The sequence below is a fragment of the Streptomyces sp. BYX5S genome (assembly GCF_054724165.1).
The window spans coordinates 6,260,119-6,285,888 of the sequence record NZ_CM138829.1; the positions used below are offsets into that span (position 1 = coordinate 6,260,119).

The following is a 25,770-nucleotide window of genomic DNA, read 5'->3' on the forward strand; positions in this document are numbered from 1 at the left end:
AACGCTAAGCGGGCCGACTTTGAATCAACAAACAGAACCCGGCTTTTGTAGTGCACGCCACAGGGCAGACAGGCAACCTCTGCACCAATTCGGACATTTGCGAGCGTGTGGTGATTCCGAATGATCGTGACCAACACCACGGAGCCCCGGCGGCCGAGTCGGCGCCGGGGCTCGCGAGGTGCTGGGACGGATCGGATCAGCCCGCGACCACGGTGACCTCGCCGATGCCGAGCGCCTTCACCGGCTCCTCGATCTGCGCGGCGTCGCCCACGAGGATCGTCACCAGCCGGTCCGCCGGGAACGCGCTCACGACGGCGGCCGTGGCCTCCACCGTGCCGGTCGCGGCGAGCTGCTGGTACAGCCGCGCCTGGAAGTCGTCCGGCAGGTGCTGCTCGACCTGGTCGGCGAGGGTGCTCGCGACGGCCGCGGCGGTCTCGAACTTCAGCGGGGCGACACCCACCAGGTTCTGCACGGCGGTGTCCCGTTCGGCGTCCGTGAGGCCCTCGGCCGCCAGGGTGCGCAGGACCTTCCAGAGGTCGTCGAGCGCGGGGCCGGTGTTCGGCGTGTCCACCGAGCCGCTGATGGCGAGCATCGCCGCGCCGCTGCCGTCGGGCGCCGAACGCAGCACCTGGGCGAAGGACCGCACCCCGTAGGTGTAGCCCTTCTCCTCGCGCAGGACGCGGTCCAGACGCGACGTGAGGGTGCCGCCCAGGCAGTACGTGCCGAGGACCTGCGCGGCCCACACACGGTCGTGCTTGTCGGGTCCGACGCGGCCGATGAGCAGCTGCGTCTGCACGGCTCCCGGACGGTCCACGATGATCACGCGGCCGGTGTCGTCGGCGACGACCGGCGGCACGGGGCGCGCCTCTGCGGTGTCGCCGGTCCAGGCGCCCAGCGTGTCGGCGAGGAGGGTGTCCAGGTCGATGCCCGTCAGGTCGCCCACGACGACGGCCGTGGCGGTGGCGGGGCGTACGTGCCGGTCGTAGAAGGCGCGCACCGACGCGGCGTCGATGGCCGAGACGGTCTCCTCGGTGCCCTGGCGGGGGCGCGACACGCGCGCGTCGGCCGGGAAGAGCTGCTTGGAGAGCTCCTTGGCGGCCCGCCGGGCGGGGTTGGCGCTCTCGTGCGGGATCTCGTCCAGGCGGTTGCGTACGAGGCGCTCGATCTCGCTGTCGTCGAAGGCGGGGGCGCGCAGCGCGTCGGCGAAGAGGGCGAGGCCCTTGCCGAGGCGGGAGGCCGGCACTTCGAGGGAGGCACGGACACCGGGGTGGTCCGCGTGCGCGTCCATGGTGGCGCCGCAGCGCTCCAGCTCGGCGGCGAACTCCTCGGCGGAGTGCTTGTCGGTGCCCTCGTTGAAGGCGCGCGCCATGATCGTCGCGACGCCGTCGAGGCCCTTGGGCTCGGCGTCCAGCGGCGCGTCCAGGTGCACCTCCACGGCGACGACCTGCTGGCCGGGGCGGTGGCAGCGCAGCACCGTGAGACCGTTGGGCAGCGCGCCGCGCTCCGGGGCCGGGAAGGCCCACGGCTTGGGCTCGCCGGCCTGGGGGCGCGGGTGGAAGTCCATGTTCGCGAGCTGCTCGGTCACTGGCCCGCCTCCTCGTCGCTCTCGTCGGTGTCGGCGGGTGCGGTCGGCTCGTACACGAGGACCGCGCGGTTGTCGGGGCGCAGGCAGGCCTGGGCGATCTCCTTGACCTCGGCGGCGGTCACGTCCAGGACGCGTCCCACGGCGGTCAGGGCGAGCTGCGGGTCACCGAACAGCACCGCGTAGCGGCACAGCTCGTCGGCGCGGCCCGCGACCGTGCCGAGGCGGTCCAGCCATTCGCGCTCCAACTGGGCCTGGGCCCGCTCCATTTCCTCGGGGCTCGGGCCCTCCTCGGCGAACCGGGCGAGCTCCTCGTCGACGGCGGCCTCGATGACCGGCACCTCGACGTCTCCGGAGGTCTTCACGTCCAGCCAGCCCAGGGAGGGCGCTCCGGCCAGGCGCAGCAGACCGAAACCGGCCGCCACCGCCGTACGGTCACGGCGTACGAGGCGGTTGTACAGGCGGGAGGACTCGCCGCCGCCGAGCACGGTGAGCGCGAGGTCCGCGGCGTCGCACGCGCGCGTGCCGTCCTGCGGGAGCCGGTAGGCGGACATCAGGGCGCGGGCCGGGACCTCCTCCTCGACGACCTCGCGCAGCTGCTCGCCGACGACGTCCGGGAGGGCGCCGTCGCGCGGGGCGGGCTTGCCGTCGTGGCCCGGGATGGAGCCGAAGTACTTCTCGACCCAGGCGAGCGTCTGCTCCGGGTCGATGTCGCCGACGATCGACAGCACCGCGTTGTTGGGCGCGTAGTAGGTGCGGAAGAAGGCGCGCGCGTCCTCGAGGGTGGCCGCGTCCAGGTCGGCCATGGAGCCGATGGGCGTGTGGTGGTACGGGTGGCCCTCGGGGTACATCAGGGCGGTCAGCTTCTCGAACGCCGTGCCGTAGGGGACGTTGTCGTAGCGCTGGCGGCGCTCGTTCTTCACGACGTCCCGCTGGTTCTCCATCGACTCCTCGTCGAGGGCCTCCAGCAGCGAGCCCATGCGGTCGGCCTCCAGCCACAGTGCGAGCTCCAGCTGGTGGGCGGGCATCGTCTCGAAGTAGTTGGTCCGCTCGAAGCTCGTGGTGCCGTTGAGCGAACCGCCCGCGCCCTGGACGAACTCGAAGTGCCCGTTGCCGTGCACCTGCTTCGAGCCCTGGAACATCAAGTGCTCGAAAAGGTGAGCCAGGCCCGTACGGCCCTTGACCTCGTGGCGCGAGCCGACGTCGTACCAGAGGCAGACCGCCGCGACCGGGGTGAGATGGTCCTCGGAGAGCACCACGCGCAGGCCGTTGGCCAGCCGGTGCTCGGTCGCTGTCAGGCCGCCGGAGCCGGCCTCGGCGGTGGCCGTGTGACCCATGGGCATGTACGTCCCTTCGATCGCGGTACAACGCGGATTCGCGGTGAACTCTGGACCGCGGCAAGTCCTGAAACACTGAACTGCTGCGAGTCCTGCCACTGTATGCAAGCGTGCTGGCACCTGGCGAAGTTCCCGCCGGGGCTACGCCGTGAGCGAGCGCGGGCCCTTCTGAGGGCCGTGCGACACCCGGTACTGACGGGGCGCGAGCGGCGTTGTCAGTGCGGCGGTCCACAATGGACCGCGACAGTTCCCGTTCATGTCCCCGTTCTCGTACCCGTTCTTGTACCCGTTCTTGTAGGTGAAGGAGCCGCAGCAGCGATGGCCCGCCGCAGCACGAAGACCCCGCCGCCCGACGACTTCGAGGAGAAGATCCTCGACATCGACGTGGTCGACGAAATGCAGGGCTCCTACCTGGAGTACGCGTACTCGGTCATCTACTCGCGCGCCCTGCCCGACGCACGCGACGGGATGAAGCCCGTGCACCGTCGGATCGTCTATCAGATGAACGAGATGGGCCTGCGCCCGGAGCGCGGCTACGTGAAGTGCGCCCGCGTCGTCGGCGAGGTCATGGGTAAGTTGCACCCCCATGGCGACGCGTCGATCTACGACGCCCTGGTGCGCCTCGCCCAGCCCTTCTCGATGCGCGTCCCCCTGGTCGACGGCCACGGGAACTTCGGTTCGCTCGGCAATGACGACCGCCCGGCCGCCATGCGTTACACCGAGTGCCGCATGGACCCGGCCGCGAGCCTGATGACCGAGTCGATCGAGGAGAACACGGTCGACTTCGCGCCCAACTACGACGGCCAGGAGCAGGAGCCGCTGGTCCTCCCGGCCGCGTATCCGAACCTGCTGGTGAACGGCGCGTCCGGCATCGCGGTCGGCATGGCGACCAACATGGCGCCGCACAACCTGGGCGAAGTGATCGCCGCCGCCCGGCACTTGATCAAGCACCCGGGCGCCGACCTCGACACGCTCATGAAGTACGTGCCCGGCCCCGATCTGCCCACCGGCGGCAGGATCGTCGGCCTGTCCGGCATCCGGGACGCCTACGAGACGGGCCGCGGCACTTTCAAGATCCGCGCGACGGTCTCCGTGGAGAACGTGACGGCGCGCCGCAAGGGGCTCGTCGTCAGCGAGCTGCCCTTCGCGGTCGGTCCCGAGAAGGTCATCTCGAAGATCAAGGAACTGGTCGGTTCCAAGAAGCTCCAGGGCATCGCCGACGTCAAGGACCTCACGGACCGCGAGCACGGCCTGCGCCTGGTCATCGAGATCAAGAACGGCTTCGTGCCGGAGGCCGTCCTGGAGCAGCTCTACAAGCTGACGGCCATGGAGGAGTCCTTCGGGATCAACAACGTGGCCCTGGTGGACGGCCAGCCGCTCACCCTGGGCCTCAAGGAACTCCTCGAGGTCTACCTGGACCACCGCTTCGACGTGGTGCGCCGTCGCAGCGAGTTCCGCCGCAGCAAGAAGCAGGACCGGCTGCACCTGGTGGAGGGCCTCCTCGTCGCCCTGGTGGACATCGACGAGGTCATCCGCATCATCCGCTCCAGCGAGAACAGCGCGCAGGCCAAGGAGCGGCTCATCGAGCGCTTCTCGCTGAGCGAGATCCAGACGCAGTACATCCTGGACACGCCGCTGCGCCGCCTCACCAAGTTCGACCGCATCGAGCTGGACGCGGAGCGCGACCGTCTCAACGGCGAGATCGACGAGCTGACCGGCATCCTGGACTCGGACGCGGAGCTCCGCAAGCTGGTCTCCACCGAACTGGCCGCCGTGGCGAAGAAGTTCGGCACCGACCGGCGCACGGTGCTCCTGGAGTCGGCGGGCGCCCCGGTGTCGGCCGTCCCGCTCCAGGTCGCCGACGACCCGTGCCGCGTGCTGCTCTCCTCGACCGGGCTCCTCGCCCGTACGGCGAACGGTGAGCCCTTCACCGAAGGTGAAGGCACGAAGCGCGTCAAGCACGACGTGATCGTCTCCGCGGTGCCCGCGACGGCGCGCGGCGAGGTCGGCGTCGTCACGTCCGAGGGCCGTCTGCTGCGGCTGAGCGTGATCGACCTGCCGCAGCTCCCGGAGACGGCGGCGACGCCGAACCTCTCCGGGGGCGCCCCGATCTCCGAGTTCCTGTCCTCCCTGGGCGCGGACGAGACGGTCGTCTGCCTCATGACCCTCGACGAGTCCTCGCCCGGCCTGGCGATCGGCACCGAACAGGGCATCGTGAAGCGCGTGGTGCCGGACTATCCGTCCCACAAGGAGGAGTTGGAGGTCATCACCCTCAAGGACGGCGACCGCATCGTGGGCGCCGCGGAGCTGCGCACCGGTGAGGAAGACCTGGTCTTCATCACGGACGACGCCCAACTGCTGCGCTTCCAGGCCTCCATCGTGCGCCCGCAGGGCCGGGCGGCGGGCGGCATGGCGGGGGTGAAGCTGGCGACGGGCGCGAAGGTCATCTCGTTCACCGCGGTCGACCCGGCGGTCGACGCCGTGGTCTTCACGGTGGCCGGCTCGCGCGGCACGCTGGACGACTCGGTGCAGACGACGGCGAAGCTCACGCCGTTCGACCAGTACCCGAGGAAGGGGCGCGCCACGGGCGGCGTTCGCTGCCAGCGCTTCCTGAAGGGCGAGGACTGCCTGAGCCTGGCCTGGGCGGGTCCGGCGCCGGCGCGTGCGGCGCAGAAGAACGGTGTGCCGGCCGAGCTGCCCGAGATGGACCCGCGCCGCGACGGTTCGGGTGTGTCGCTGCCGAAGACGGTGGCGGTGACGGCGGGCCCGGTCTAGGCACGGGGAGCGCGGGCCGGGGGGCCGGACGCCTAGAGGTCGACGTAGTCCGCGACCTCTTCCGCCTCCCCCTTGTCCTGTACGTAGCGCAGAACGCCCCACATGCCGTGCTCGTCGACGGTGTGCGGGGCGTCGCTCTTGGCGGCGTCGAGCTGTCGGCCGACCGCGGCGGTGTCGATGCCCGAGCCGATCAGGACGAGCTGGGTGAGGCGCGCCTGGTCGCTCGTCCACGGCTCCGGGTAGAAGCGCAGAAAGCGGCCCACGGCGTGCACCACGTACCGGTTGCCGGGGTCGCCCGCGCCGAAGTCGACGTAGCCCTTGATGCGGTACAGCCCGTCGGGCCTGCTGTCGAGGAAGGCGATCAGCCGGCGCGGGTCCATGGGCGTTTCCGAGGTGAACGAGACGCTGTCGTAGGCGGAGTGCAGATGGCCGGAGTGCGCCGCGCGGCCGTCGTGCCCGGCGTGATCGTCCTGACCGGCGTGATCGTCCTGACCGGCCTGATCGGCGTGCTCGTCCTCGCGCTGGTGCAGGTCGTCGAAGGACAGCTGCCCGATGCGTTCCTCCGTGGGGCGGCAGTCGAAGAGCAGTTCCGGGTCGATGCGCCCGTACGAAGCGGACACGACGGCGGCCCGTCCGGCCGCGGCCCGCACGGCGCCCAGAACGCGCTCGCGCTCGCTCTCCCCCACCCGGTCGCCCTTGTTCACCACGACGAGGTCCGCGATCCCGAGGTGGCGCTCCACCTCAGGATGCCGCTGCCGGGTCGCCTCGAACTCGGCGGCATCCACCACCTCGATCAACCCGCCGTACACGATCCGCGGGTTCTCACTGGCGAGCACCATGCGCACCAGCTCTTGAGGCTCGGCGATACCGCTGGCCTCGATCACGATGACGTCAATGGCGTGCACGTCATTGACGGGCCGAGTCAACTTGTCCAGATACACATCAAGTTCACTGGCGTCGACGGCGCAGCACAGGCACCCGTTGCCGAGCGAGACGGTCGAGTCCCCCAGCTGCCCGGCGACCGCCATGGCGTCGATCTCGATCGACCCGAAGTCGTTGACGATCGCCCCGATCCGCGTGCCGCCGCTGCGGTGCAGCAGATGATTGAGCAACGTGGTCTTCCCCGACCCGAGGAAGCCCGCGAGGACGACGACGGGGATCTGCTGCGGGCTGGTCCTGCTCAACGCGACCTCTCTCACACCGAATCGCACGCCGCAGCGTGCGCCGGCTCGGGAACCGGCTCTCGTACGAAGAATGAATGCCGCCCCAGGATACGAGCGGGTGGAAACACCGCGAAGTGAACGATTGCTAACGCCGCCCGCTGGGCACAGGTTGGACATGGCGCCGGTTTTCGCGAACTGAGCATCCACCCGCGCGCCTCCTCTCCGCCTCCCCGCCGATCAGAGCCGCTCGGCACCCCGGGAGACGGCAAGCGCGCCGCCCACCGCCGCCGGTCCCCGTCTCCGTCGCCCCGCATCACCCGACGACCGGCGCACGGTCGCCTGAATCGGGGGTTGACATGGCCACACAGAGTAAAGGGTTCTGCCGGACGGTAGTCGCCGCTGCCGTGGGCGGGCTGGCGGGTGGCACCGCGACGCATCTGTGGCATCGCTTCGGACCGGGGACGAAGTGGGCCTCGGAGGAGCGGCGACGTCTCGCGCGGGCGCACCAGCAGCGCATGCACTGGGAGTTGTTGAGCAAGGCGATCGACGACCCCGACCTGGCCGTCGTGATCGACAACTACGGCCTGGAGCTCACGCCGAAGAAACGGCGCCAGTACATGTACGCCAACCTCTGGTACGTCAACGCGTTCCACAACTACGAATCCGGCCTGCACGACCAGCGCGAACTCTTCGGCATCCTGCGCGAGCTGTTCCAGAGCCCGTACATGCGCGAGTACTGGGAGGCCACACGCCCGCACCGGGCGTCCCTGGACCCGTCGTCCAGCGAGGCCGAGATCGGCCGCATGGCCGAGGCACTGTTCCACGAGATCGAGGCGGCCTCGGACACCGACGAGTGGTGGGTGGTGGGGGAGCCGCCGTCGGACTGAGGCAGGCGGCGGTCCGGTCCCCCCGCACGGGTGAAGTTGTCAGCCAACTCCCGCCGCGAGCAAGGGAATAAGCACCTCAACGCCTCATTCAGCCCACTACTGTGACGGCGTCACATCACTTGCCCGAGAAGGAACCGGTTCCTTGAAGATCGTACGCCGCATCGGGGTGCCCCCGAGCGCACGCGGAAGCAGCTCCGGCGCCACCTGCCCCGATGTCTTCGAACTCAGCGATGGGAACTTCGCAGTGATCGGGACGGAGGCCACCGCGGACCTCAGACACGAACTCCCCTCGGACGCCGGGGTCGCCGACTACGAGCGCATCGTCATTGTGAACCGGGAGACCTTGGTTCGCGCCAAGGCGGACATTCCCGACAGCTGATCGCCTGTGGCGGCCCGCGCCGCCAGCGGGCCCGGCAGCGCCGCATGCCGGGCCTCAGCCATGCGCGGACGCGCCGGTCACACGACCCCCGGCACCGCCACCGGCGGCTCCACCCCCACATAACGCGCCGCCGGGCGGATGATCTTCGAGTCCTCGGCCTGTTCGAGGATGTTGGCGCTCCAGCCGACGGCACGGGCCGCCGCGAACGTCGGCGTGAACATGGTGCGCGGCAGGCCGCACAGTTCCATGACCACGCCCGCGTAGAACTCGACGTTGGTGTGGAGTTCGCGGCCGGGCTTGAGTTCCGCGAGGATCGCCTCCACGTGGCGTTCGACCTCGACCGCGAAGTCCACCAGCGGGCCGCCGAATTCCTGAGCGATGCCGCGCAGCATGCGCGAGCGCGGGTCCTCCGTACGGTAGACGGGGTGGCCGAAGCCCATGATCCGGTCCCCCGCGAGCACCCGCTCACGGATCCAGGAGTCGATGCGGTCCGGCGTACCGATCGCGTCCAGGGTGTCGAGGGCCCTGCTGGGCGCTCCTCCGTGCAGCGGCCCGGACAGCGCGCCCACGGCTCCGACCAGGGAGGCGGCGACATCCGCTCCGGTCGACGCGATGACACGCCCCGTGAACGTTGACGCGTTGAAGCCGTGATCAATGGTTGAGATCAGGTATTGCTCGATGGCCCGTGCATGGGCGGGGTCGGGCTCCGCACCCGTCAACATGTACAGATAGTTGGCCGCGTACGAGAGGTCCTCGCGCGGCTCCACCGGTTCGAGCCCCTCCCCCAGCCGATGCAGCGCCGTGAGCATCGTGGGCACCACCGCCGTCGCCGCGACGGCGTCCGCCCGGCGCCGTTCCCGGCCGATGTCGTACACGGGCCGGAAACCGCGGGAGGCCCCGAAGAGCGAGAGCGCCGTCCGCAGCCCGGCGAGCGGTCCGGAGACCGCACTGGCACGGGCGATCGCGGGCAGCGCGGCCCGCACGTCCTCCGGCAGCCCGCGCAGCCCGGCGGTCTCCCGCGCGAAGGCCGCCGACCGCTCCGCGTCGGGCAGTTCACCGTGGATCATCAGGTGCCACACGTCCTCGAAGCCGCGGGTCCTCGCGAGTTCGACGGCGGAGTACTGGCGGTAGTGGTAGAAGCCCTCGCGTCCCCTGACGTCCCCGAGTTCGGTGTCGGTGACGACGACGCCGGCGAGCCCTCGCGGCACATCGGCGACGACGGTGGAAGCGGTCCCGTTGATCGGCATGTTTCCTCCCTGTACTTGATTCGACTGTCCATGCTTGACTCAATAGCTGTCAATATTGATTGAATCAACGCCGATCGATCCGGATACGGTGACGCGCATGAGCGATCAAGAACCTGCGCCGACGCAGCAGGCCCGCCGACTGACCACCAAGGAGACCGCCGAACTCCTCGGTGTGAAGCCCGAGACGGTGTACGCCTACGTGAGCCGCGGGCAGCTCAGCAGCAGACGCTCGGAGAGCCGGCGCGGCAGCACCTTCGACGCCGCCGAAGTCGAGGCCCTGGCCCGCCGCAACAGGCGGGAGCACGCCCCGTCCTCGGGCGCCAACGAGCTGTCGGTGCGCACCCGGATCACCCTCATCGACGACGACCGGTACTTCTTCCGGGGAGTCGACGCGGTACAGCTCGCGACCCGTCACTCCTACGAGGAGGTCGCGGAGTGGCTGTGGACGGGCCAACTGCGCCCCGGTATCCGGTTCACCGCCCCCGAGGAGTCGCTCGGCGCCGCCCGCAAGGCGGTCGCCGCCCTGCCCGAACTCAGCAGCCCCATCGACCGGTTGCGGGTGGCCGCCGTCGCCGCGGCGACGGCGGACCCGTTGCGCTACGACCTGTCCGAGGACTCCGTCCTGGGCACCGCCCGCTCCCTCATCCCCACCCTCGCGGCGGCGCCACCCCTCGTACGCACGACCTACGCGGACGGCGCACCGATCGCACAGCGCCTGTGGGGGCGGCTGACCTACAGGGAGCCCACCGAGGCGGCGCTGCGCGTCCTGGACCTGGCCCTCGCCCTGCTCGTCGACCACGACCTGGCCGCGTCCACCCTCGCGGTGCGCGTGGCCGCCTCCGCGCGGGCGCACGCCTACGCCGCCGTCTCCGCGGGCCTGGGCGTCCTGGAGGGGCCGCTGCACGGGGCGGCGAGCGGCCTGGCCCACCGGATGCTGCTGGAGGTCCTCGACCGGGGCAGCGCGGGCGCCGTGGTCGCGGACGAACTGCGCTCGGGCCGCCGCGTCCCCGGCCTCGGCCATCGCCTCTACCAGGGCGAGGACCCGCGCGCGCAGGCACTGTTCGCGGCCCTGGAGGAGCTGCCCGAGGCGGAACCGGCGCTCGAGGCGGCCCGCGACGTCGTGACGACCACCGCCCGCCACACCGACCTGCGCGCCAACGTGGACCTGGCGCTCGCCGCGTTCACCTCCTCGTTCGGGATGGCCGCGGAGGCGGGCGAGACGGTGTTCGCCGTCGCACGTACGGCGGGCTGGATCGCGCACGCCTTGGAGGAGTACGGCGAACGCCCGCTCCGGATGCGGCCCTCGGGGCACTACGTGGGGCTGCGTCCGCCGCAGCCGCTGCCGTCGGCGCCTACGGAGAAGTGACCGGCCGCGCGGGTTAAGGTCACCGGCGTGAGTACGTGCACGACCGCCTCGCGGGATCTTCAGGAGCCTCTCGCCGGGACCGCGGCCACCGCCCGCACCTGGCTACTGATCGAGCAGCCCGGCCCGTGGGGCGCGAAGGCCCTGGTCTCCAGCCATCTCGACCCGGCGGTGGGCCGCGCCCTGGAGGCGGCGGCCGAGGGCACCGGCGTACGCGTCGCACTCATCCGCCGACCGGGACGGCACGCGGACGGCGATGCCGCGCGACGCCGCCAGGCGTACGCAGCCCACACCGTTCCGGGAAACACATGGCTGCGCGGCACCACAGTCGAGTCACCTGAAGACCTGCTGCGGCTCGACTTCGCCTCCTTGGGAGCGGGCCTGCACGGCGATTTCGGCAAGCCCCACACGGGTTCGCCGCTGGCGTTCGTCTGCACGAACGGGAAGCGCGACCGGTGCTGCGCGCTCCTGGGGCGGCCCCTCGCCTCCGAACTGGCGTCCTCAGGGGAGAAGGGCGTCTGGGAAGTCACTCATCTCGGTGGCCACCGCTTCTCGCCGACTCTCCTCGTACTGCCCTACGGCTACGCCTACGGAAGGTGCTCGGCCGCCGAGGTGAAGGAGATCCTGGAGGCGGTGCGCTCCGACCGGATCGTGCCCCACGGGTGCCGCGGCGGTTCCGCCTGGGACCGGCCCGGACAGGCCGCCGAGCTCGCGGTGCGCCGGTCGACCGGGACGTACGACGCCGGTGTCCTGAGCGTCGTGGACACGACGTCAGTGGAGGCGCCCACGGAGGCCCACGCATCCACGGACACCTCCGGCGTCCTGCCTCCTCCCGCGCCCCCTCACTGGAACGTGACGATCGCCCACGCGGACGGCCGGCTCTGGACGGTCACGGTCGCCCAGGGCGCCTCCCTCCCACCCCGTCCGGAGAGCTGCGACGCCGCTCTCGGTTCGCCGGCCCGCATGGACGTCGTCGCTGTGCGTGAGGTCCCCGCCGCCCGCGGCTGAGCACGGCGCGAGCGAGCGCGGCGCAGCCGTACAGCCAGGGAGATCCCTGCCACAAGGCCTACGACCAGCGCCGACGGGCCCGTACGGTTCTGAGCCATGAGCTCGACTCCCCCTGCCCGCCGACGGCGCTTCGGCCTGCCCAAGCGGGTGTTCGCCCAGGTGCTGCTGATGCAGGTGGCGATCGCCGCGGGGGTCGCGGTGCTGGCCACGGGGCTCTTCCTGGCACCGCTGAGCGACCAGCTCGACGACCAGGCGATGCGCCGTGCTCTGGCCATCGCGCAGACCACGGCGGCGGAGCCCCGGATCGCCGAGGAGCTGCGCTCGTCAAGGCCGTCCGAGGACGGTCCCGTGCAGGACGCGGCGGAGCGGATCCGCCGGGCCAGCGGCGCGGAGTACGTCGTGATCATGAACAGGGAGGGTGTCCGCTGGTCGCACACAGATCGCGACCGGATCGGCCACGTCGTCTCGACGGACCCCAGCACGGCGCTGGCGGGCCGCGCGGTCATGGAGATCGACGAGGGCACACTCGGCCGCTCCGCACGCGGCAAAGTGCCGCTGAGGGCCGCGGACGGGGCCATCGTGGGCGCCGTCTCGGTCGGCATCGAGTACGACAGCGTCCGCGCGCGCCTCATCCACGCCATCCCCGGCCTGTTCGCCTACGCGGGCGGCGCCCTGGCCGTCGGGGCGCTGGCCGCGTATCTGATCTCGCGCCGGGTCCAGCGGCAGACGCGGGACCTGGCCTTCTCCGACATCTCCGCGCTTCTGGCCGAGCGCGAGGCCATGTTGCACGGCATTCGCGAGGGCGTCGTGGCCCTGGACCGCGACGGCCGGATCCGCCTGGTCAACGACGAGGCGCAGCGACTGCTCGGCGTGGACGCGAAGGTCGTCGGCCGGCCGCTCGACGAGGCTCTCGGGGCGGGGCGCACGACGGATGTCCTCGCGGGGCATGTCGCCGGGACGGACCTGCTGACGGTCCGCGGTCAGCGTGTCCTGGTCGCGAACCGGATGCCCACCGACGACGGGGGCGCGGTCGCCACCCTGCGCGACCGTACGGAGCTGGAACAGCTGGGCCGCGAACTCGACTCCACGCGCGGCCTGATCGACGCCCTGCGCGCGCAGGACCACGAACACGCCAACCGCATGCACACGTTGCTGGGGCTTCTGGAGCTGGAGATGTACGAGGAGGCCGTGGACTTCGTCGGCGAGGTGGCGGGGGCGCGCCGCGTGACCGCGGAACAGATCACCGAGCGGATCGAGGACCCGCTGCTCTCCGCCCTTTTGGTGGGCAAGGCGACGGTCGCCGCGGAGCGCGGGGTCGCGTTCGGCATCTCCGCGGACACCTGGCTGCCCGACCGCCTCGTCGATCCGCGCGGCCTCGTCACGATCGTCGCCAACCTGGTGGACAACGCCCTGGACGCGACCGCCGGTTCGGACCGGCACGCGCGCGTGGAGGTGGTGCTGCGGGCGGAGGGCCGAAGCGCGGTCCTCCGGGTACGCGATTCGGGGCCGGGTGTCCCTGACGACCAGCGCGAGAGCGTCTTCGTGGAAGGCTGGTCCACCAAGGAACCGCCGGCACACGGCAAGCGCGGTATCGGGCTCGCCCTGGTGCGCAGGTTCGCCGAGCGACAGGGTGGCACGGCCGAGGTGACCCGGTCTCCGCTCGGCGGCGCCGAGTTCGTCGTCGTCCTGCCGGAGGCTCTGACCGACGACCTGCCCGACGTGCTGCCCGAAGCAGCGCCCCGGGCCCGGACCGATGCCCCGACCGACGACGTGCCGGACGCGACCGAGGAGGCCCGATGATCGACGTACTGGTCGTGGACGACGACACCCGCGTGGCCGACGTGAACGCCGCCTATGTGGCGAAGGTCCCCGGCTTCCGGGTCGCGGCGACCGCGCACAGCGCGGCGGAGGCACTGGACCGCATCGAGGAGCTGCATGTCGATCTCGTGCTGCTCGACCACTACCTGCCGGACCGTACGGGCCTCGCGCTCGCCCGGACGGTGCGCGAACGCGGCCACCAGATCGACGTGATCATGGTGACCGCGGCGCGCGACGTGGGGACCGTACAGGCGGCCATGCGCAACGGGGCGCTGCAGTACCTGGTCAAGCCGTTCTCGTTCGCGGGCCTGCGGGGGAAGCTGGAGGCGTACGCGACGCTGCGGCGGACCCTCGACGGCGGGGGCGAGGCGGAGCAGGCGGAGGTCGACCGGATCTTCGGGGCGCTCTCCGCGGGGCCCGCTCCCGAGCTGCCGAAGGGTCACTCCCCCACCACCGCAGAGCTGGTCCGCAGGGCGATGATGACCGCCGAGGGCCCGCTCTCCGCGCAGGAGTTGGCCGACATCACCGGGCTCAGCCGGCAGACCGCCCAGCGCTATCTCAAGCTCCTGGAGCGGACCGGGCGGGTGCGGCTGAGCCTCAAGTACGGCGACACGGGACGGCCCGAGCACCGCTACGCGTGGGCCACCGGCCGCTGAGGTCGGCCGCCCTCCCGCGGGAGACCCGCGTCAGACCGCTCCAGCGCCCGTGAGAGCGCGTACCTCGGTCTCGGCGTGCTTGGCCTCGTCCGGCGCCTCCGGGGACGTCACAGTGCCCAGCCAGCCCGCGAGGAAGCCGAGCGGGATCGAGACGAGCCCGGGGTTCTCCAACGGGAAGTACTGGAAGTCCACTCCGGGGAACAGCGAGGCGGGGCTCCCGGAGACCACCGGTGACAGCACGACGAGCACCAGCGCGGGCACCAGACCGCCGTACACGGACCACACGGCACCCCGCGTGGTGAACCCTCGCCAGAACAGCGAGTAGAGCAGTACCGGCAGATTGGCCGACGCGGCGACGGCGAACGCGAGTCCGACCAGGAACGCCACGTTCAGGTCCCGCGCGAGCAGGCCGAGCCCGATCGCGAGCGCGCCGACCCCCGCCGCGGCGACGCGCGCCACCGCGACCTCGCTCCACTGCCTGCCGCCGCGCTTCCCCTCGGGGCCGCCTCGGCGCAGCGTGGCGTAGAGGTCGTGCGCCACGGACGCCGAGGACGCCAGGGTGATCCCGGCGACGACGGCGAGGATGGTGGCGAAGGCGACCGCGGCGACGATCGCGAACAGCACCGTGCCGCCGGTCGAGTCCACCCCGCCGCCGAGGTCGAGGGCGAGCAGCGGAACCGCCGTGTTGCCCGCGGCGTTCGAGCTCCGCACGGCATCTGAGCCCACGAGGGCGGCGGCGCCGAACCCGAGCACGATGGTCATCAGGTAGAAGCTGCCGATGAGCCCGATGGACCAGACGACCGAGTGGCGCGCGGCCCGCGCGGTGGGCACGGTGTAGAAGCGCGACAGGATGTGCGGCAGGCCCGCCGTGCCGAGCACCAGGGCGAGCCCGAGGCTGATGAAGTCGAAGCGCGCGGTCCAGCTGCCGCCGTACTTCAGGCCCGGCACGAGGAAGTCCGAGCCGTGTCCGCTGCGGGCGGCGGCGGAGCGCAGCAGCTGGTCGAAGTCGCCGTGGAAGCGCGCCAGGACGAGCACGGTCAGCATGATCGCCCCGCCCATGAGCAGGACGGCCTTCACGATCTGGATCCACGTGGTGGCCCGCATCCCTCCCAGCGACACGTAGATGACCATGAGCGCGCCCACAGCGACGACGGTCCACGCCTGCGCGGCGCCGCTCGCCTCTCCCAGCAGCAGCGCGACGAGGCTGCCCGCACCCACCATCTGGGCCACCAGGTACAGCACGGACACGGTCACCGAGGAGGTGCCCGCCGCGATGCGCACCGGCCGCTCCCGCATCCGGGCCGCGACGACGTCGGCGAGGGTGAACCGGCCGCAGTTGCGCACGAGTTCGGCGACCAGGAAGAGCACCACGAGCCACGCCACGAGGAAGCCGACGGAGTAGAGCAGCCCGTCGTAGCCGTACAGCGCGATGAGGCCGGAGATGCCGAGGAAGGACGCGGCCGACATGTAGTCGCCCGCGATGGCGAATCCGTTCTCCATCGGTGAGAACAGCCGGCCGCCCGCGTAGAACTCCTCCGTCGTGCCGTGCCGCTTGCGGCCGGCCCACGTGGTGATGGCGAGCGTGACCGCCACGAACGCGCTGAACAGGACCAGCGCCAGGGTCTGATGCGTCCCGGTCACCGCGGACCGCCCTCGCCGCGTGCAGCACCGTTTCCGCTCACGCGCGCGTGCTCCTCGACGCCGCGCGTCATCTCCTGCGTGTCCCACCGCAGTTCGAGCGCCGCACGGTCCCGGCGCAGCCGCGCGTGGCGCACGTACAGCCAGGTCAGCAGGAACGTGCTGGCGAACTGGCCGAGCCCGGCCACCATCGCCACGTTCACGGAGCCCGCGACCGGTTCGGCCATCAGGCCGGGCGCCGTGGTGGCGGTCACGACGTACGCGACGTACCAGACGAAGAAGATCACGACCGCCGGGACGACGAACCGCCGGTAGCTTCCGCGCACTTCCTGGAACGCCGCGCTGCGCTGCACCGCCAGGTAGACCCCCGCCGCGCTCGGCTCGGGCGCCACGCCCTGGGCAGGCACCTCGGACACCCGCGCGCGCGGGCCGCGCCACTCCCCCCGTCCCGGGTCGGGCGCCTCGTTCCAGGGATCGCCGATGCCTCTCACGGCACCGGCCCTGGGCCGCGTGCTCGCGCGCCCGTCGTGCTTGTCCACCGAACTCTCCTTGTCCGCGGCCCACTTCGGCCGCGTGCCCAAGGATGGACAGATCGGGAAGATCCCGGACTCTCACCGCAGACCCTTCACCCCATTAGGTGATGAACGCCCCCGGCGGCTTCGCAAGCCCGTGCCGGTGCGCGCCACGGCTCACGGGCCCGCGACGCCATGCGGCTCCACCCGTGGGGTGGAGCCGCATGATGAGAACCGTGGGGCGTGCGGTGCGTCCGCCCCTCTCGCTCGACGGCGAGTCCGCCCACGCGCTACATGTCGATGCGCGAGCGGTCGAGGGTCGAGGCGGAGCTGCTGATGAACTCCTTGCGCGGCGCCACGTCGTTGCCCATCAGGAGGTCGAAGACCTGCTCCGCGGCCTCCAGCTCGCCGATGTTGATCCGGCGCAGCGTGCGGTAACGCGGGTCCATGGTGGTCTCCGCGAGCTGGTCGGCGTCCATCTCACCGAGACCCTTGTACCGCTGGATCGAGTCCTTGTACCGCACACCCTTGCGCTGGAACTCGAGCAGCGTCTCGCGCAGCTCGCGGTCCGAATACGTGTACACGTACTTGTCCTGGCCCTTCTTGGGCTGGACCAGCTCGATGCGGTGCAAGGGAGGTACGGCGGCGAACACGCGGCCGGCCTCGATCATCGGCCGCATGTAGCGCTGGAAGAGCGTCAGCAGCAGCGTACGGATGTGCGCGCCGTCGACGTCGGCGTCGACGAGCAGGATGATCTTGCCGTAGCGCGCCGCGTCGAGGTCGAAGGTCCGGCCGGACCCGGCTCCTATGACCTGGATGATGGCGCCGCACTCGACGTTCTTCAGCATGTCCGAGACGGACGACTTCTGAACGTTGAGGATCTTGCCTCGGATCGGCAGCAGCGCCTGGAACTCGGAGTTCCGCGCGAGCTTGGCGGTGCCGAGCGCGGAGTCGCCCTCGACGATGAAGAGCTCGCTGCGCTCCACGTCGTCGCTGCGGCAGTCCGCGAGCTTGGCGGGGAGGGACGAGGACTCCAGGGCCGTCTTGCGGCGCTGCGCGTCCTTGTGCTGGCGCGCGGCGATCCGCGTACGGGCCGCGGCGACGGCCTTCTCCATGACGGCGCGGGCCTGCGCCTTGGCGTCGCGCTTCGTGGAGGACAGGAACGCCTTGAGCTCCTTGGCCACGACGTTCGCCACGATCCGGTTGGCCGCCGAGGTACCGAGGACCTCCTTGGTCTGGCCCTCGAACTGCGGCTCCGCCAGGCGCACCGTCACGACGGCCGTGAGGCCCTCCAGGGCGTCGTCCTTGACGATGTCGTCCTCGGCGACGCGCAGCACCTTCTGGCTGCGCAGAACCTCGTTCATCGTCTTCGTGAGCGAGCGCTCGAAGCCGGTCAGGTGGGTGCCGCCCTTGGGGGTTGCGATGATGTTCACGAACGACTTGATCGTCGTGTCGTAGCCGGTGCCCCAGCGCAGCGCGACATCCACACCGAGCTCGCGCTGGACCTCGGTCGGCGTCATCTGGCCGTGCTCGTCGAGGACCGGGACGGTCTCCTTGAAGGTGCCCTGTCCGGTGAAGCGGAGGACGTCGCAGACGGCCTTGTCCTGCGCCAGGTACTCGCAGAACTCGCTGATCCCGCCGTCGAAGCGGAAGGATTCCTCGCCCTTGCTGCCGCCCTCACCGAGACCCAGCTCGTCGCGGACGACGATGGTCAGGCCCGGCACCAGGAAAGCGGTCTGCCGCGCGCGCTGGTGCAGGTTCTCCAGGGAGAGTTTGGCGTCCTTGAGGAAGATCTGGCGGTCCGCCCAGTAGCGCACGCGGGTGCCGCGGCGCGTCTTGGGGATCTTCTTGACCTTGCTCAGCCCCACCGAGGGGTCGAACGGCGCGTCCGGGCCCGTCTTCGCGAAGGCGCCGGGAACGCCGCGCCGGAAGCTCAGGGCGTGCGTGTGCCCGTGGAGGTCCACCTCCACGTCGAGGCGCGCCGACAGCGCGTTCACGACGGAGGCGCCCACACCGTGCAGGCCGCCGGAGGCCGCGTACGAGCCACCGCCGAACTTGCCGCCCGCGTGGAGCTTGGTCATGACGACCTCGACGCCGGAAAGGCCGGTCTTGGGCTCGACGTCGACGGGGATGCCACGGCCGTTGTCCCGCACCTCCACCGAGGCGTCGTCGTGCAGGATCACCTCGATGTGGTCGCAGTAGCCTCCGAGTGCCTCGTCGACGGAGTTGTCGATGATCTCCCAGAGGCAGTGCATCAGGCCGCGGCTGTCGGTCGAGCCGATGTACATGCCCGGACGCTTGCGTACGGCTTCGAGCCCCTCAAGGACGAGCAGGTGCCGCGCGGTGTAGTTGGAACCGTCCCGGTCTGCTCCGGTCAGCAGCGCTGTGGACGGCACGGACGTATCGGCGGTCACGCGGTTCGCTCCTCGCTGAATTTCAGATGGGGCCCTCTTGGAGGAAGGGCCGGCGTCGGTCGCCGTTCAGAGGGTACCGAGGCCTGGTAGAGCCTTTGTCACGCCACCCTCACCTCAGCCCAGACTAGTCCAGGATCGTATGAGTGTTCGATCCCTCGATGGAGTGAAGCCCACATCACGTTCCCTTCCAGGCATGAACCATTTAGGCTCCGGGCACGTCCTCATGAACAAACCGGCAACCCAGCCGGGGGAGGACCGACCTGACAGAACGCGCGAACCCGTAAGACGTTAGAGACGCAATACGGCACATTCGCCGCCACCCGGCGACAGACAGCCGGCCTCGAAGAAATTTTTCGAGGAAAAGCCGCGAGCGGGAACGTTTTCGGCCTGGTTGGATGTTGACCCTGGTACGACAGCTCGTCGAGCTAGAGAAGAGGCGACGTGACTACTGTTCTGACCCCCGCGAGCCCGCTGACGGCCGCTGACCGCTGCGACCGTTGCGGCGCCCAGGCATATCTGCGCGTCGTCCTGACCAGCGGTGGTGAACTGCTCTTCTGCGCCCACCACGGCCGCAAGTTCGAGCCGGAACTCAAGAAGATCGCCGCTGAGATACAGGACGAGACGGAGCGACTCACCGCCGTTCCGGCAAGCGCCGAGACCGAGGAACGCTGACACCTCGCACACACGACGAGCCAGCTCCGGCATCAGGCCGGTGATCGGGCGGCTGCCCCTGACCCCAGGGACAGCCGCCCGTCCTCGTATGCGTGAAGCGCGTCAGGCGTGCTGCTGAAGGACCCGCAGCACCTCCGAGGCGCGTGTGTAGACCCCCGGGCTCCCGGGGCGCCCGCAGCCGCTCCCCCAGGACACGAGCCCGACCAGCCTGCCCTTGGCGACGAGCGGGCCGCCACTGTCCCCCTGACAGGCGTCCTTGCCGCCGCCGGGCACCCCCGCGCACAGCATGGAGTCCGAGGCGTACGTCCCGTCACCGCCGCCCGGCGGATACGCCTGCTCGCACTCCGCGTCGGCGAGGACCTGCACCTGAGCGGCGCGCAGCGCACGCGGGTAGGTGCCCGCCCCTGTCGTGTCCCCCCACCCGTAGACGGTCGCCTCGGTCCCGGCCCGGTAGGCCGGGTCGCCCTCGTCGGCCATCTGGATCACGTATCCCTCGGGTAGCGGTGAGGACAGTGTGAGGACCGCCACATCGCCGGCATTGGTGCGGCTGTCGTAGGCGGGGTTGATCCAGTCGCTGCTCACGGACACCTCGGACCCGTCGTTCGAGTCGAGGTTGCCGCGGCCGACGATCGCCTTGAGATCGCGGACCTGATCGCGCGGCACGCCGAGCACCTTCTCGCTCAGACAGTGCGCGGCGGTGAGGACCGTCGAGCGGCCGACGACGACGCCTCCGCAGAACTGCCCGGCGCGGGTACCGCCGAACCGGTCACGGCTCCCGAGCGCCACCGCCCAGGGGCTCTTGGACGCGTCGGCCCGGTAGCCGCCGACGATTCCCTCGTCGGCGGCCGCGGGCTGCGGGGACGTCAACGGCAGCACCGCCGCCGCAGTCAGCACGGCCAGTGGAGCGGTCAGCGCTCTGACGGAAGGGCGACGCATACGAGCTCCTCACTCTGGGTTGCAATGGCACACCCAGAGTGATCCAGCGCGCGGCGCGACGCACCGCGAGGTCCGCCACCCAGCGCTCACGGCGAAGGCCCGGCACCGCACCCACGGAGCGGGGGCGTGCCGGGCCTTCTGAGAGCCGTACAGCGCCTGTGACTAGTCGAGGTAGTCGCGCAGGACCTGCGAGCGCGACGGGTGGCGCAGCTTCGACATCGTCTTGGACTCGATCTGGCGGATGCGCTCGCGCGTCACGCCGTACACCTTGCCGATCTCGTCGAGGGTCTTCGGCTGACCGTCGGTGAGACCGAAGCGCATGGAGACGACGCCCGCCTCACGCTCGGACAGGGTGTCGAGCACGGAGTGCAGCTGCTCCTGGAGGAGCGTGAAGCTGACCGCGTCGGCCGGGACGACGGCCTCGGAGTCCTCGATGAGGTCACCGAACTCGCTGTCACCGTCCTCGCCCAGCGGGGTGTGCAGGGAGATGGGCTCGCGGCCGTACTTCTGGACCTCGATGACCTTCTCGGGGGTCATGTCGAGTTCCTTGGCCAGCTCCTCCGGGGTGGGCTCGCGGCCCAGGTCCTGGAGCATCTGGCGCTGCACGCGCGCGAGCTTGTTGATGACCTCGACCATGTGCACCGGGATACGGATGGTGCGGGCCTGGTCGGCCATGGCGCGGGTGATCGCCTGACGGATCCACCAGGTGGCGTACGTCGAGAACTTGTAGCCCTTGGTGTAGTCGAACTTCTCGACCGCACGGATCAGACCGAGGTTGCCCTCCTGGATGAGGTCCAGGAAGAGCATGCCGCGGCCGGTGTAGCGCTTGGCCAGGGAGACCACCAGACGGAGGTTGGCCTCCAGGAGGTGATTCTTGGCGCGGCGGCCGTCCTCGGCGATGATCTCCAGCTCGCGCTTGAGCTTGGGAGCGAGCTTGTCCGCGTTGGCCAGCTTGTCCTCGGCGAACAGACCGGCCTCGATGCGCTTGGCGAGCTCGACCTCCTGCTCGGCGTTGAGCAGCGGGACCTTGCCGATCTGCTTGAGGTAGTCCTTGACCGGGTCGGCGGTGGCACCGGCGGCGGCGACCTGCTGGGCCGGCGCGTCGTCCTCGTCCTCGTCGGAGAGTACGAAGCCCTGCCCCTCGGGGGTCTCCTCCTCGCCGGCCTTCGCCGGAGCGGCCGGGGTCTCCTCGGTCGCCTCGTCCTCAAGAAGGTCGTCGTCCTTCTTGGCGGCGGTCTTCTTTGCGGCGGTCTTCTTGGCGACCGTCTTCTTGGCGGCGGCCTTCTTGGCCGGCGCCTTCTTCGCGACGGCCTTCTTGGCCGGCGCGGCCTCTTCGTCGACGGCCTCGACGGCCGGCGGCTCGGGAGTGGTGGTGGCGGCGACCTTCTTGGCGGTGACCGTCTTGGCCGCGACGGTCTTGGTCGCGGTGCGCTTGACCGGACTCTTGGCTGCGACGCTGCTCTTTCGGGGACGCTTGGGCTCAGCGGCACTGACCATCAGCGTCACACCCTCTTCCTCGAGGATCTGGTTGAGGCTGCGCAGAACGTTCTTCCACTGAGTGGCCGGAATCTGGTCGGCTTCGAACGCACGACGGACGTCGTCGCCGGCGATCTGGCCATCAGCCTTTCCCCGCTCAATGAGCGCCATGACAGAGACGGATTCGGCGATCTCCGGCGGGAGCGTACGGGATGTGCTGGCCGACACGAACAACCTCTCGGAACGTTGGAAAACGGCTTCCGGCCCCGTCCTGTGTGGACCGGAGCCGACGACCGCCGACTTGGGGATGGGCCGACGGCGCGGGCAGGAGCCTGGGAGATGGACAGCGCCACGAACGGCTGCTGTATTCCCTCCTCGGCTGTCACCTCTTAGGTCATCGCGCTGCTCCGGGGAGCGTTACGCCCAATCCGCGTGGCCCGAGTCACACCCCGTTATCGGTCAAAGACTGACTGAAACGGACAGAACAGGGCATGCAGTCGATCACGTCCGGGCGAACAACGACCTCCGAAGAGCGGATCACCCAAGGAGAACGAACCGTCCACCTCTGCCCGGGTCGCCGTACGGCGCCCTCCTACCCATGCGCCGTATCCGCATACGTACGAGGAGCCGCACGACGACCTCCGATCCGCCCTTCCGGCGTCGACCCCACCCCTGGCGGGGTCAGTGCTCGCGGGGAGCCGGCACGACGCGCTCCACCTCGGGGTGGACGGTGAGCAGCTGCCGCATGGCGGCCTCGGCGCCCGAGGCGTCGCCCGCGGCGAGCGCGTCGACGATGCGCGCGTGGTGCAGGACGGCCGCCTCGTTGGGCCGGTCGCAACCGGTGACCGGGCCACCGGACACCTGGAGGGCGGCGGACACGATGCCGGAAAGGTGTTCGAGCATCTTGTTGCCCGCGAGCTGGATCAGCAGCGCGTGGAACTCCGCGTCGGCGCGCGAGAACGTGATCGGGTCACCCTGACCCAGCGCGTGCCGCATGATCTCCACCATGTCGACCATGCGCTGCTGGACCTCCTCCCGGCCGTGACCCGCCGCGAGGCGCGCGGCGAGCGGCTCGATCGTCCAGCGCAGCTCGCTCAGCTCGCGTCGCTGGTCGTCGCGCTGCGGTCCGAAGGCGCGCCATTCGATGATGTCCGGGTCCAGCAGGTTCCAGTCGCTGACCGGCCGCACACGCGTACCGACGTTCGGCCGGGCGCTGACCAGGCCCTTGGCCTCCAGTACGCGGAGGGACTCGCGGACAACGGTGCGGGACACCTCGAATCGCTGGCCGATCTCCTCCGGGACCAACGGGCGGTCGGCGCCCAGGTCGCCGGAGACGATCATCTGCCCGAGCTGCTGGACGAGTTGGCCGTGCAGGCCGCGGCCGCGGCTGCCCGCGGCGCGGCGGCCCACCCGGCCGAGATCCGGGTCCGCGCTCTCCCATGCGGGGCTGCCGAGGCGCTCGGAGGGCGACTCCGCGTAGGGGTAGCGGTCGAGTTCGCCCGGTCCTGCGAGGCCGGAGTCGGCGGAGCGGGCGGCGGTCATCATGGTGTGCGCAAGGGTACTCACGGAATCTGTTGTCGGCGCCGTCCCCAACTCCCTTGAGGTCTTTGGTGAAAAGCACACGAAAGGGTGATCTCCCTCCTCGCCGCACTTGACGCCTTATCGGAAGGAAACGGGCGTTGGAAGGGGAGTTGTGCGCAGCGAGGGGCCGGAAGGTGTCGGGCGATCGTCACCGCACCCGAGTACGCAGCGCTGTGAGCAGATATGCGCAGAGCAGAGCACCCAACGACAACATCAGGGCGCCGCCCACGGGTTGAGCGACCATCCGCACTCCGGCCGCCGCGAAACGCTCGATCCCGAACGGCCAGTCCAGCGGCGCGAGATCACGCAGTCGTGCCGGAAGTCCCGCCGCTGTTCGCACAGATGGACCCTCCAAGGCCTTCTGTACGAGCGGCACGATGATGATCGGAACAGCCACCACGGCCGCCAGTCCGGCCGTCGTCGACCGGAACAGACCGGCCGCGAGCACTCCCGCCCACGCGCACCCGACGAGCAGCGCGAGCCAACTGACGCTCAGCGAGAGCCAGTCGGCGGGGATCCGGGTGAGCTCCGATCCGTAGACGAGGTACAGCGACGCGGTGTCACCGGCGACGGTGAGTACGCCGACGAGCACCGCCGTCGCCGCGCCCACCAGCAGCTTCGCGGCGAGAAGTCCCAGGCGGCGCGGGACGGTTCCGCGGTCGGCGGCGAGCGCGGGATGACGGAACTCCTCACCGAAGGCGAACGCGCCGAGCAGCCCCGCGCCCAGGGCGGCGGGCGGCAGGGGCAGTTCCTGCGGCCAAGCGGCGATCAGGCGCGGCTGCGGCGTGTGACCTGCCCGCCCGAGCAGCACGGACAGCAGCACGGAGACGGCGAGCACGAGCGCGAGGGTCACGTAACCGGTGGCGATGCCGGTCGCGCGACGCACCTCGTAGCGCACGGGACGCAGTGGGCTGCGGGTGGGGCGGACCGCAATAGGCGGCGGCAGGGTCGGCAGCGCGGCGGAGGGGTGGCCCGCGGGACGGTCGCCGGGGGCGGGGCTGCTGGGAGTCGTGGACCGGCGCGGCGTCATGGGTGTGGGCCCAGTCGTGGGTGCGGGCCCAGCGGGTGAAGCGGAACGGTTCTGCGCGGCCGGGGGCCAGGTGGTGGAGTCGGTGAGCGGTACGAACGTGCTCGATGCGGGTGGCGCGTTGAGGGGCGTGGTGGCTGCCGGAGCTTCGGGGGCGCTCGACGGGTGGGCGGCGTCGGAGACGATGGCGGTGTCGGTGTCGGTGCCGGTCGCGCTCTCCGTGGCCGCGGGGAGGCCCGCAGCGGGCGTGAGGGTGCCCTTCGGGGCCGAGACGGCGTCCGTGTCGGGGCCTCCGGCGGGAGCGCCCTTCGCGCCGTCGTCCGCACGGTCGACCGCAGCGGAGGGCCCCACCGCCGAAGGCCCCGCATCGCCGATTTCGTCGGCCAGTTGGTGCACGAGGATGCCGTGCCGGAAGGCGATGTCCCCCACCTCCGCGCAGGTGCTGCCGTAGACCGAGAGGCGGCTGCCGTCCTCGGTGACCACTTCGACCGAGCGCCTGGCCGCGCGCGCTTCCTTGGCCAGGAGGACGCCGAACCGGGCGGCATGCGGACTGCGGACGGCGACCCGGGGCCGCAGCCTGGTGCGCGCGAAGTCGGCGACGTCCTGGTCCGCGACGACGCGGCCCGCGTCGAGGGTGACGACCCGGTCGGCCACCCGTGCCGCCTCCTTGGCGTCGTCGGTGGTGAACAGGACCGTGCCGCCGGACTCGGCGTGCGCCCGCAGAACGCCGTGCAGCCACCGGCCCTCCCGGCCGGAGAGGCCGACCGCGGGGCCGTCGAGCACCAGCGTGTGCGGGTCCGCGAGCAGCGCGCAGGCCAGGCCGAGCCGTCGGTCCATGCCGCGCGACAAGGTGCCCAGCCGTTGATCGCGCAGGCTCACGAGGCCCACCACTTCGAGGACTTCGTCGGCGCGCCGCACGGGCACGCCGACCGCCGAGCACAGCATGCGCAGGTGCCCTCGGACGCTGCGGGCCGGGTGGCCGGGCACGTCACCGAGCAGGACGCCGACCTCTTGCGCGGGGTGGGCGATGCGGTGCAGTGGACGACCTCTGAAGTAGGTGATGCCTCGGCCCTGTTGCAGTTCGAGCATCAGCCGTACGGCGGTCGTCTTGCCCGACCCCCGTGCGCCGAGCAGCGCGGTGACACGGCCGACGGGCGCGTCGAAGGACACGTCGTCGACCGCGGCCGGGCTCCCCTTGCGTGCGTTACTGGTCAGTCCGATGGCCTGGATCATCGCTTCTCTCGCAGGATGGGCGACCGCTCGGCGGCCGGGACCCACCCGCCGACAGGGCGACGGGCG

General features: G+C 70.8%; 19 protein-coding genes. 8 read left to right on the forward strand and 11 right to left on the reverse strand.

Annotation, left to right across the window (positions count from 1 at the left end; genetic code table 11):
* Window positions 1–196: 196 nt before the first annotated feature.
* Together ACYBSK_RS28245 and ACYBSK_RS28250 are read right to left on the reverse strand one after the other, a co-directional pair.
* Complete coding sequence (locus tag ACYBSK_RS28245) at window positions 197–1,564, reverse strand: M16 family metallopeptidase (protein WP_457481884.1); 1,368 nt, start codon at window positions 1,562–1,564, stop codon at window positions 197–199.
* 17 nt (window positions 1,565–1,581) lie between these two features.
* Window positions 1,582–2,919: a M16 family metallopeptidase gene (locus ACYBSK_RS28250; protein WP_460247116.1), complete on the reverse strand. Its 1,338-nt coding sequence runs from the start codon at window positions 2,917–2,919 to the stop codon at window positions 1,582–1,584.
* A 318-nt stretch (window positions 2,920–3,237) separates the two neighbouring features.
* Here ACYBSK_RS28250 and ACYBSK_RS28255 point away from each other — a divergent pair, with 318 nt between their 5' ends.
* On the forward strand, window positions 3,238–5,694 hold the full coding sequence (locus ACYBSK_RS28255) for a DNA gyrase/topoisomerase IV subunit A (protein ID WP_460243816.1): 2,457 nt from the start codon (window positions 3,238–3,240) through the stop codon (window positions 5,692–5,694).
* A 32-nt stretch (window positions 5,695–5,726) separates the two neighbouring features.
* Here the strand turns inward: ACYBSK_RS28255 and ACYBSK_RS28260 are convergent, their stop codons facing one another.
* Window positions 5,727–6,878 (reverse strand): CobW family GTP-binding protein, encoded by a 1,152-nt coding sequence (locus tag ACYBSK_RS28260; RefSeq protein WP_460243817.1) that lies wholly within the window; start codon window positions 6,876–6,878, stop codon window positions 5,727–5,729.
* Window positions 6,879–7,261: 383 nt separating this feature from the next.
* On the opposite strand from ACYBSK_RS28260, the gene ACYBSK_RS28265 reads away from it, so the two are divergent.
* Together ACYBSK_RS28265 and ACYBSK_RS28270 are read left to right on the forward strand one after the other, a co-directional pair.
* Window positions 7,262–7,744, forward strand: a complete 483-nt coding sequence (locus ACYBSK_RS28265; protein ID WP_460243818.1) for a DUF6082 family protein — start codon at window positions 7,262–7,264, stop codon at window positions 7,742–7,744.
* 142 nt (window positions 7,745–7,886) lie between these two features.
* A complete protein-coding gene (locus tag ACYBSK_RS28270) occupies window positions 7,887–8,123 on the forward strand; it encodes a hypothetical protein (RefSeq protein WP_385765837.1) in 237 nt (78 codons plus the stop codon).
* Between the two features lie 77 nt (window positions 8,124–8,200).
* Here ACYBSK_RS28270 and ACYBSK_RS28275 read toward each other — a convergent pair whose 3' ends face one another.
* Window positions 8,201–9,370: a citrate synthase/methylcitrate synthase gene (locus ACYBSK_RS28275; protein WP_460243819.1), complete on the reverse strand. Its 1,170-nt coding sequence runs from the start codon at window positions 9,368–9,370 to the stop codon at window positions 8,201–8,203.
* 97 nt (window positions 9,371–9,467) lie between these two features.
* On the opposite strand from ACYBSK_RS28275, the gene ACYBSK_RS28280 reads away from it, so the two are divergent.
* The 4 genes from ACYBSK_RS28280 to ACYBSK_RS28295 all read left to right on the forward strand — a co-directional run bounded on the left by ACYBSK_RS28280 (window position 9,468) and on the right by ACYBSK_RS28295 (window position 14,215).
* Window positions 9,468–10,736, forward strand: a complete 1,269-nt coding sequence (locus ACYBSK_RS28280; protein WP_460243820.1) for a citrate synthase — start codon at window positions 9,468–9,470, stop codon at window positions 10,734–10,736.
* A gap of 27 nt (window positions 10,737–10,763) precedes the next feature.
* A complete protein-coding gene (locus ACYBSK_RS28285; RefSeq protein ID WP_460243821.1) occupies window positions 10,764–11,741 on the forward strand; it encodes a sucrase ferredoxin in 978 nt (325 codons plus the stop codon).
* A gap of 96 nt (window positions 11,742–11,837) precedes the next feature.
* Complete coding sequence (locus tag ACYBSK_RS28290) at window positions 11,838–13,541, forward strand: sensor histidine kinase (RefSeq protein WP_460243822.1); 1,704 nt, start codon at window positions 11,838–11,840, stop codon at window positions 13,539–13,541.
* Window positions 13,538–14,215, forward strand: a complete 678-nt coding sequence (locus ACYBSK_RS28295; RefSeq protein ID WP_460243823.1) for a response regulator — start codon at window positions 13,538–13,540, stop codon at window positions 14,213–14,215. The genes ACYBSK_RS28290 and ACYBSK_RS28295 overlap by 4 nt, the downstream gene beginning before the upstream one ends.
* A 30-nt stretch (window positions 14,216–14,245) precedes the next feature.
* Here ACYBSK_RS28295 and ACYBSK_RS28300 read toward each other — a convergent pair whose 3' ends face one another.
* From ACYBSK_RS28300 to ACYBSK_RS28310, 3 genes are all read right to left on the reverse strand, one after another.
* The gene (locus ACYBSK_RS28300; RefSeq protein WP_460243824.1) at window positions 14,246–15,856 is read right to left on the reverse strand and encodes a solute symporter family protein; all 1,611 of its coding nucleotides are present in this window, start codon (window positions 15,854–15,856) and stop codon (window positions 14,246–14,248) included.
* Entirely contained in the window at window positions 15,853–16,392 is a 540-nt protein-coding gene (locus ACYBSK_RS28305; protein WP_457480081.1) for a DUF485 domain-containing protein, read from the reverse strand. The genes ACYBSK_RS28300 and ACYBSK_RS28305 overlap by 4 nt, the downstream gene beginning before the upstream one ends.
* A gap of 263 nt (window positions 16,393–16,655) precedes the next feature.
* On the reverse strand, window positions 16,656–18,779 hold the full coding sequence (locus tag ACYBSK_RS28310) for a DNA gyrase/topoisomerase IV subunit B (RefSeq protein ID WP_457480082.1): 2,124 nt from the start codon (window positions 18,777–18,779) through the stop codon (window positions 16,656–16,658).
* A gap of 441 nt (window positions 18,780–19,220) precedes the next feature.
* Between ACYBSK_RS28310 and ACYBSK_RS28315 the strand changes: the two genes are divergently transcribed.
* On the forward strand, window positions 19,221–19,451 hold the full coding sequence (locus tag ACYBSK_RS28315; protein WP_457480083.1) for a DUF7455 domain-containing protein: 231 nt from the start codon (window positions 19,221–19,223) through the stop codon (window positions 19,449–19,451).
* Window positions 19,452–19,553: 102 nt separating this feature from the next.
* On the opposite strand, the gene ACYBSK_RS28320 is transcribed toward ACYBSK_RS28315, so the two are convergent.
* The 4 genes from ACYBSK_RS28320 to ACYBSK_RS28335 all read right to left on the reverse strand — a co-directional run bounded on the left by ACYBSK_RS28320 (window position 19,554) and on the right by ACYBSK_RS28335 (window position 25,704).
* Window positions 19,554–20,387, reverse strand: a complete 834-nt coding sequence (locus ACYBSK_RS28320) for a serine protease (protein ID WP_460243825.1) — start codon at window positions 20,385–20,387, stop codon at window positions 19,554–19,556.
* A 162-nt stretch (window positions 20,388–20,549) separates the two neighbouring features.
* A complete protein-coding gene (locus ACYBSK_RS28325) occupies window positions 20,550–22,091 on the reverse strand; it encodes an RNA polymerase sigma factor (protein ID WP_457480085.1) in 1,542 nt (513 codons plus the stop codon).
* A 453-nt stretch (window positions 22,092–22,544) separates the two neighbouring features.
* Complete coding sequence (locus ACYBSK_RS28330; protein WP_457480086.1) at window positions 22,545–23,429, reverse strand: FadR/GntR family transcriptional regulator; 885 nt, start codon at window positions 23,427–23,429, stop codon at window positions 22,545–22,547.
* Between the two features lie 163 nt (window positions 23,430–23,592).
* Window positions 23,593–25,704 carry an ABC transporter ATP-binding protein gene (locus ACYBSK_RS28335; RefSeq protein WP_460243826.1) on the reverse strand — a complete coding sequence of 704 codons (2,112 nt, stop codon included), beginning with the start codon at window positions 25,702–25,704 and terminating at the stop codon, window positions 23,593–23,595.
* Window positions 25,705–25,770 lie beyond the last annotated feature (66 nt).